Consider the following 7893-nt stretch of genomic DNA (forward strand, 5'->3'; position numbering starts at 1 on the left):
TGAATTACAAGGAAAAAAACCAGCAGCCAAACCCACTCCACCAGCAAAGCCCGCTGCCGAAGCAGCGAGCCCGCCTCCCAGCCCACCGAAGCCTGAAACAACGCCAAAGGCGGTTGACGATGGAGACTCAGTTACTGCTGTAAAACCGGCCGCTGCCGCTCCACAGGCAAAGGCTGCAGCAGACACCAGTGTACGTGTGGATACCGCCAGACTGGATGACATCATGAATATGGTGGGTGAGCTGGTTTTGGTACGCAATCGTATTAATACGCTAGAAGCCGCCTTTGAAAATGAAGAAATGGCCAAAGCTGTCAATAATCTGGCTGTGGTCACCGGTGACCTGCAAACTGCTGTGATGAAAACACGGATGCAACCCATTAAAAAGGTATTTGGTCGTTTTCCCCGGGTGGTACGTGATTTGGCTCGCAGCCTGAAAAAAGACATCAATCTTGAATTACGCGGTGAAGAAACTGATTTAGATAAAAACCTGGTCGAAGCCTTAGCCGATCCATTAGTACATTTGGTTCGCAATGCGGTTGACCATGGTGTTGAAATGCTGGATATCCGTGAAGCTTCAGGCAAACCCAAACAAGGCCAAATCGTCCTCGCTGCCGCACAGGAAGGGGATCATATTTTGTTGACCATCTCTGATGATGGCGCCGGCATGAACCCGGAGATATTGCGTCGTAAAGCCGTTGAAAAAGGCATGATGGATGAAGAAGCAGCCTCCAGACTGACCGAATCAGAATGCTTTGCTTTGATCTTTGCACCGGGCTTTTCAATGAAACAGGAAATATCTGATATTTCAGGTCGCGGTGTAGGGATGGATGTGGTCAAAACCAGTATTTCCAAACTGAACGGCGTCATTGATATTCAATCGGAAATCGGTAAAGGTACAACGCTTTCTATCAAAGTCCCATTGACCTTAGCCATCATGCCTACCTTAATGGTGATGCTGGGTAATCAAATCTTTGCTTTTCCACTGGTCAGCGTAAATGAAATTTTTAATCTGGACCTGAATAAAACCAATACCGTAGATGGTCAGCAAACTGTTATTGTACGAAACAAAGCCCTGCCACTGTTTTATTTACGCAAATGGCTTAATAAAGGTAATGTTTCAGAGTCTAAAGCAACAACTGAACATGTGGTTATAGTCAATGTCGGCACCCGTAAAGTGGGATTCGTTGTTGATCAGTTAATCGGTCAGGAAGAGGTGGTTATCAAGCCCCTCGGCGCCTTACTCCACGGCACTAAAGGCTTTGCAGGAGCAACTATTACCGGCGATGGCCGTATTGCGCTTATTCTCGATTTTCCAGAGTTAATGAATACCTACGCACATCGAAATTATTAAGGATATTTGTGACTGTTAAGGTACTGATTGTTGATGATTCAGCTTTTTTCCGCCGGCGACTGACTGAAATCATTAATGCCGATCCACGACTGGAAGTCATTGCCAGTGCAGCCGATGGTATGGAAGCCGTGGAAATGGTATCCCGTTACAGACCGGATGTTATTACCATGGATCTGGAAATGCCTTTACTGGATGGAATCGGTGCGGTCAAAAAAATTATGCGACGACGTCCTACCCCGGTATTGATGCTGTCGACCTGGACGACGGAAGGAGCCAAAGCTACGCTGGATGCATTAGACGCGGGAGCAATGGACTTTCTCCCAAAGCGTTTTGAAGATTTAGCGCAGGACAAAACCCGTGCCCGACAAAAATTATGTGATCGGATCAATTTTCTGGCAACCCATGCAAATCCGCATAAACAGACTTCTGTTGCCAAAACAACTGAGCTGACTCACCCTCTCATTCCGGCAGAAAAGAAAAAAATTGAATTAGTGGTGATTGGCACGTCAACGGGAGGACCTGTTGCCCTGCAAAATGTGTTATCACAACTACCGGCCAACTTCCCCTTCCCAATTATTTTACTTCAGCACATGCCGGCAACATTTACACCATCTTTTGCTGAACGCTTAAATTCACAATGTGATATTCGTATTAAAGAAGCTCAGCAAAACGATGTATTACGCCCAGGAATCGCCTATCTGGCCCCTGGAGGTCAACAGCTTTTACTGAAAGGTCGGCGTGGACAACTTTACCTGCAAGTCGACCCTGGTCCAGAAAATGCGACTTACAGACCCTGCATCGACGTTACGCTTGAATCCGTTTCTCAGGTTTGTCCTGCGCAGACCTTGACCATCATCCTCACTGGAATGGGAGCGGATGGATGTGAAGGGGCGATAAAAATGCATCAGAAAGGCTCGACCATTTGGGCTCAGGACCAGCAAAGCAGTACCATCTATGGTATGCCTATGGCTGTCGCCAAAGCGGGTGTTGCGGATAAGGTTCTGAGTCTTACTGAGATTGGTAAACTACTGACGGCGTTCAAATAGCGATGGATATCCTCAGCATACTCGGCTTACTGATTGGATTTGGCGCCATCATCGTCGGCCAGTATCTGGAGGGTGGTCATCTCGATACTATTCTGAATGCCGTAGCCTTGTTAATCGTACTGGGTGGTACACTGGGGGCAGTCATGCTGCAGACGCCGATGAATACCTTTATTCGGGCCCTGAAAATGACCGTATGGATTTTCAAGCCACCCCAACAATCGGCTAAACGCTTACTTGATAAAATTCTTGACTGGAATCAGATTGCCCGCAGAGAAGGGTTACTTCGTCTGGAGGCCATGGCCATGGAAGAAACTGATATCTTCACTCAGAAAGGTCTGCAACTGATTGCCGATGGTGCCGAGCCGGAAATCATTCGCGAAATACTGGAAACCGATCTCGATATCATGGAAAACAATGATCTGCAGGCGGCTAAAGTCTATGAAGCCATGGGAGGCTATTCGCCAACCATCGGTATCATTGGTGCAGTGTTAGGACTCATTCATGTTATGGGTAATCTGGCGGATCCCTCTTCACTTGGTTCGGGTATCGCCGTGGCATTTGTTGCCACCATCTACGGTGTCGGGTTGGCAAATCTATTGTTTTTACCGATGGGAAATAAACTTAAAACATTGGTACAACGTCGCACCCAATTACAAATGATGTTGATAGATGGCTTGATCAGCGTGGCTGATGGCGATAATCCGCGCAATATCGAGAGCCGTCTGCAGGCTTATCTGGGTTAGCCTGATGGCCCGTAGAAAACGGCATGAAGAACACGAAAACCACGAACGCTGGTTGGTGTCCTATGCTGATTTTATCACTTTGCTGTTTGCTTTCTTTGTAGTGATGTATTCCATTTCATCAGTGAATGAAGGCAAATACCGTGTTTTATCAGAAACACTGGAAAGCGTCTTTTCACAACCTACTCGCAGCAGTGACCCGATTCAGATTGGTGAAGTCAGCCGTGGACAAGGTGAACGTGTCGCTTCGCCGGGTAAGCCGGAAGTACCGGATTTTGAAATTGAACTGCCTGAACTGCCTAGGGAACGCCCTCCTGTTTCCGAGCAAAGTTTGCGCACCATCAACGATATCTCGCAGCAACTCAGCAACGCGCTTGCTGATTTAATTACCAATGAAGATGTCAGTATCAAGCAAACTGAAGACTGGCTGGAGGTGGAGATCAATTCCAATTTTCTGTTTGCCAGTGGTGATGCCCGTTTGGCCCGTGAGGCTGTACCGGTAATTGGTCAGATTGCCGATGTACTTGCCCCGGTCGCCAACCCACTACAAGTAGAGGGATTTACTGATGATCAACCGATTAATACACCGCGTTTCCCGTCAAACTGGGAGCTGTCAGCTGCCAGAGCGGCCAGTGTAGTGAATTTATTGGATCGCTTTGGTATTCAACCGGGCCGTATGTCAGCCATAGGTTATGGTGAGTTTAAACCAATTGCGGATAATGAGACCGAATTAGGCCGCCAAAAAAACCGCCGGGTGGTACTGGTTATTCTGGGAAGCCAGGAGAGCCGAAGAACCCTCGAAGTGTTTGATGAGCAATTGAATCGCAGTGAAACAGAGTCTGAAAACAGTATTACCCCCATTACTGACAGCCTGCCTCCTCCTGTGCTGGTACCCTCCGTTACTGACGAAGTATCTCCATGACGGTCTGGGCGATTGCCAATCAAAAAGGTGGTGTCGGCAAAACCACTACAGTGGTCAGCCTGGCCAGTCATCTTGCCAGAAAAGGTCATTCCACATTACTACTGGATATGGATCCGCACGGTTCGTTAACCACTTATTTTGGGTTTGATCCCGATAATATCGATCACAGTATCTACACTTTATTTCAACAGTCAGACCAGCAACCGCTCAACGCTATTTTCAAAACACTCAAAAAAACCAATCAGGATAATATTTACCTGTTACCCGCCGCAACGGCCATGGCAACCCTGGATCGCCAACTCAGTATCCAAAGCGGTAAAGGCCTGGTCATTCACAAAACCTTAAAGCAACTGAATGAGCGATTTGAGTATGTGCTGATAGACTGCCCGCCTATGCTGGGTGTTTTAATGGTCAATGCGCTGGCTGCCTGTGATGAGTTATTGATACCGGTACAAACCGAGTTTCTTGCCTTAAAAGGGCTTGAACGCATGTTGCATACTCTGCAGTTAATCAATCATTCCCGCCAGCACAAACTTCCGTACCTGATTGTGCCAACGATGTTTGATCGCCGTACCCGTGCCGGCGTTCAGACATTGCGTAAAATGCAAAAGGATTATGAAGAAAACCTCTGGCAGGATGCTATCCCGATTGATACACAATTTCGCGATGCCAGTAAGTCTGGCATTCCTCTGCCTGCGCTCAACCCAGAAAGTCGTGGCAGTATGGCCTATGAACGATTAATGAAAAAACTCACTAAAGCCCCAGCGGCAAAGCCCGGTCAAAATGTCTAAACCAATCCAGATTAAAGAACCAGAGCAAGCCTTGACAGCCTATCTGCAGGAGCTGTTACTGGACAGCGAACCGGAGACTTTGGAACACGTTGCAGTTGAAATAACTGAAACGGTGCCTGAGACTGAGCCCGGGATTATTGCCAGCCTCGCGAATACTTCTGACAAAGACACCCAGGCTTTATTATTTGAAGTGGCTGGTATGCAACTGGCGTTAACCCTGGATGAACTGGACGGCATAGAGAACTGGCCCGAAGAAGGTCTGTCACAGCTTCCTGGTCAGCCAGACTATATCGTTGGCACCCTAAGCCGCCCTAAACAGCATACTCAAGTAATTGATTTAACAACATTAATTACCAATAAATCAAGTAATTCAACAGATAACCGTTACATATTACTGGTGAACAATAAACAGCTGGGATTGGCTGTATCCACTATCCGCCATGTGGTTACGCTGGAGAGTGAAAATGTGCGTTGGCGGCGGGAACCGGGACAGAGACCCTGGCTGGCAGGTATGCTAATGTCACCTTTAAGCAGTATTATTTCATTAACAGAACTGTTAAAAATATTGCGATAACCGAATATAAAACTGGCACAGACTGTGCTTTGATGCTTATAAACACAGAACGTCATAAATTTGGCAGCCACTTATGTGCCAATATTTTGTGAATAAGGAAAATACAATGAGTGAGCAAGATAATCAGGCTGGTAATGACCCTATTCTGCAATGGGTGACTTATCAAATGGAGCAAGAAGTCTATGGCATCAATGTGATGCAAGTACAGGAAGTGCTGCGCCCGACTGAAATTGCGCCTGTACCGGGAGCTCCGGATTATGTGCTCGGCATTATCAATCTGCGTGGCAATGTAGTCACCGTGATCGATACTCGCAAACGGTTTGGTTTGTCCTCCCGGGAAGTCGATGAGGAGTCGCGCATTATTATTGCTGAGGTAAGCGGTAACGTCATCGGCATGCTGGTCGACAGTGTGGCTGAAGTTGTTTACTTGCATCAATCAGAAATAGACACGGCCCCGAATGTCAGCAGTGATGACAGTTCACGCTTTATTCAGGGAGTGTGTAGCCGTGATAAAAACCTGTTAATTCTGGTTGATGTCAACAAGCTGCTTAATGATGACGAAATAGCGGATATCGCCAGTTTCTGATGTAAATCATGGCAGACGAAATTCATCCAACCCAGCCACTTGTTCCCACCACCCGAGTGGACAATCCGGCGGATGAGAAACGACGCCATAAACCAAAGCAACAGGATGAGAAGGCACAAGAAGACGCTGATGAGGTTAAACCTAAACGGCCGCCTAAAACCGGCATTATTGATGAATATGTGTGATGTCTCAGGAGACATATCATGATGTTATATATCTTATATAGTTTGGTAGGTTTGCTGGGAATTGTGCTGCTTGTTACCAGCTACCGTTTCTTTCGCTTGAGTCGAGTTCAGGCAAGCCAAATCAGCTCTCTGCAGCAGCAGTTATCAGCGTTATGCAGCGCAGCAGTAGGCTCTGATGAACGTATCGTCCGATTTGAACAGGCCTTAATGAAGATTCGTGATCAGCAAAAAAGCATGGATCTCGGTCAACCACAACAACATAGCTATGAGCATGCAATTCGGCTGGCCAGAAAAGGGGTCGATATCAATCAACTTATTGATAATTGCAATCTGAGTGAAGAAGAGGCACTGCTGATTACCCGGTTGCACGGAGCACAGCGTCATTCGGCTACCGATTTGCATTAGGCTATGTTGATCTTTACGTAAGCACTTCAACTTTGTAACTCTGAAAGATCAACAGACCCTAAGGCTTGGTGGGCATTACCCGCTGTGGTTTACCGATTAAATATCCCTGAACAAAGTCCACACCAAACTCTTCCAGCATTTTCAGGGTTTCTCTGTCTTCGACAAATTCAGCAACGGTTTTTTTGCCGAGACTATGCGAAATATCGATCATCGACTTTACTAATAGCTGATCGACAGGGTCATTGTGCAGATTGGTAATAAATCCACCATCAATTTTAAGAATATCCACCGGAAAATGTTTTAGGTAGCTGTAGGAGTTGAATCCGGCACCAAAATCATCCAATGCAAATCGACATCCGAGATTTCGCAATCGATCGACCATTTGTTTGGTTTGTTCAAAGTTGGAAATTGCCGAGGTTTCAGTTATTTCAAACACCAGCCGGGATGGATCCGCCCCCGTTTCCAGTAACTTGCGCTCAACCAGTGGGTAGAGGTTTTTATCTAGAAAAATATTACCCGATAGATTAACCGCCAGCGCTGTATCGCCGGGAACATTTCTGAGCAATTCAAAAGCATGGTTAACGACCCACAAGTCAATCTGATGAATCAATCCCATGGCTTCTGCAACCGGTATAAAATCATGTGGGTAATACAGTTTATCACCCTGCCCACGCATGCGTATCAAACACTCATAGTGATTGATTTTTTTCTCTTTAAGCGAGTAGATAGGCTGAAATTCAAGAATGAAATTTTCTTGTTTTAATGCCGCACGAATTCTTGGAGCCCACTCGACACTATGTCTTAACGCATACATTTCCCGATCAGCCGGGCTGTATACATGAACCCGATTCCGGCCCCGTTTTTTAGCGGTATAGCATGCCTGATTAGCATGCGATAAGATTTCACCCACTGTAGAAATAGCGGCTTCGGTAATACATTTAACACCAATACTGGCGGATAAATGATATTCATGATCATGAAAAGTAAAACTGTATCCATCAAACATTTCCCGCAGGCCCTCAGCGCGGGCTATGGCAGTATCCGGTTCAATGGTATCAACTAATACAGCAAATTCGTCAGAACCAATCCGCACCAGTGTATCGCGGACTTTAAAAAAGCTCCGCAACGAATTGGCAACCTGAACTAACAAGGTATCACCAGCTTCATGACCTTCGGCATCATTCAGTACTTTAAAACTATCCAGATCGATATAAAACAACGCGCTACTGGTATGGAAGTTTCGTACCTGAGTCAACGTAATATCGAGCGCCTGTTCCAAACGTCGCCGATTTG

10 protein-coding genes are annotated in these 7893 nt (G+C 46.4%); 9 read left to right on the forward strand and 1 reads right to left on the reverse strand.

Features of this window, described 5'->3' with window-relative positions; all coding sequences use genetic code 11:
• The 9 genes from B3O33_RS01330 to B3O33_RS01370 form a co-directional block, all read left to right on the forward strand.
• Positions 1-1351: chemotaxis protein CheA (locus tag B3O33_RS01330; RefSeq protein WP_292362781.1), on the forward strand; the 1351-nt coding region annotated here is incomplete at its 5' end.
• 8 nt (positions 1352-1359) lie between these two features.
• Complete coding sequence (locus B3O33_RS01335; RefSeq protein WP_292362316.1) at positions 1360-2397, forward strand: protein-glutamate methylesterase/protein-glutamine glutaminase; 1038 nt, start codon at positions 1360-1362, stop codon at positions 2395-2397.
• 2 nt (positions 2398-2399) lie between these two features.
• Entirely contained in the window at positions 2400-3140 is a 741-nt protein-coding gene (locus tag B3O33_RS01340) for a flagellar motor protein (protein WP_292362315.1), read from the forward strand.
• 4 nt (positions 3141-3144) lie between these two features.
• On the forward strand, positions 3145-4059 hold the full coding sequence (motD, locus tag B3O33_RS01345; protein ID WP_292362314.1) for a flagellar motor protein MotD: 915 nt from the start codon (positions 3145-3147) through the stop codon (positions 4057-4059).
• The gene (locus B3O33_RS01350; RefSeq protein WP_292362313.1) at positions 4056-4850 is read left to right on the forward strand and encodes a ParA family protein; all 795 of its coding nucleotides are present in this window, start codon (positions 4056-4058) and stop codon (positions 4848-4850) included. The genes motD and B3O33_RS01350 overlap by 4 nt, the downstream gene beginning before the upstream one ends.
• Entirely contained in the window at positions 4843-5424 is a 582-nt protein-coding gene (locus tag B3O33_RS01355) for a chemotaxis protein CheW (protein ID WP_292362312.1), read from the forward strand. Before B3O33_RS01350 ends, B3O33_RS01355 begins: the two co-directional genes overlap by 8 nt.
• Positions 5425-5530: 106 nt before the next feature.
• Entirely contained in the window at positions 5531-6010 is a 480-nt protein-coding gene (locus tag B3O33_RS01360) for a chemotaxis protein CheW (protein ID WP_292362311.1), read from the forward strand.
• Between the two features lie 8 nt (positions 6011-6018).
• Positions 6019-6195: a hypothetical protein gene (locus B3O33_RS01365; RefSeq protein WP_292362310.1), complete on the forward strand. Its 177-nt coding sequence runs from the start codon at positions 6019-6021 to the stop codon at positions 6193-6195.
• 18 nt (positions 6196-6213) lie between these two features.
• Complete coding sequence (locus B3O33_RS01370) at positions 6214-6600, forward strand: DUF2802 domain-containing protein (protein ID WP_292362309.1); 387 nt, start codon at positions 6214-6216, stop codon at positions 6598-6600.
• Between the two features lie 58 nt (positions 6601-6658).
• Here the strand turns inward: B3O33_RS01370 and B3O33_RS01375 are convergent.
• Positions 6659-7893, reverse strand: a 1235-nt coding sequence (locus B3O33_RS01375) for a putative bifunctional diguanylate cyclase/phosphodiesterase (RefSeq protein WP_292362782.1), incomplete at its 5' end; no start/stop codon positions are given.

This window comes from Methylophaga sp. UBA1464 (genome assembly GCF_002325665.1).
Lineage (GTDB): Bacteria > Pseudomonadota > Gammaproteobacteria > Nitrosococcales > Methylophagaceae > Methylophaga.

Bases quoted from the DNA above. Each gene is read 5' to 3' on its own strand.
- B3O33_RS01340 (WP_292362315.1), top strand. From the start codon at position 2,400: ATGGATATCCTCAGCATACTCGGCTTACTGATTGGATTTGGCGCCATC.
- motD (WP_292362314.1), top strand. From the start codon at position 3,145: ATGGCCCGTAGAAAACGGCATGAAGAACACGAAAACCACGAACGCTGG.
- B3O33_RS01350 (WP_292362313.1), top strand. From the start codon at position 4,056: ATGACGGTCTGGGCGATTGCCAATCAAAAAGGTGGTGTCGGCAAAACC.
- B3O33_RS01355 (WP_292362312.1), top strand. From the start codon at position 4,843: ATGTCTAAACCAATCCAGATTAAAGAACCAGAGCAAGCCTTGACAGCC.
- B3O33_RS01360 (WP_292362311.1), top strand. From the start codon at position 5,531: ATGAGTGAGCAAGATAATCAGGCTGGTAATGACCCTATTCTGCAATGG.
- B3O33_RS01365 (WP_292362310.1), top strand. From the start codon at position 6,019: ATGGCAGACGAAATTCATCCAACCCAGCCACTTGTTCCCACCACCCGA.
- B3O33_RS01370 (WP_292362309.1), top strand. From the start codon at position 6,214: ATGATGTTATATATCTTATATAGTTTGGTAGGTTTGCTGGGAATTGTG.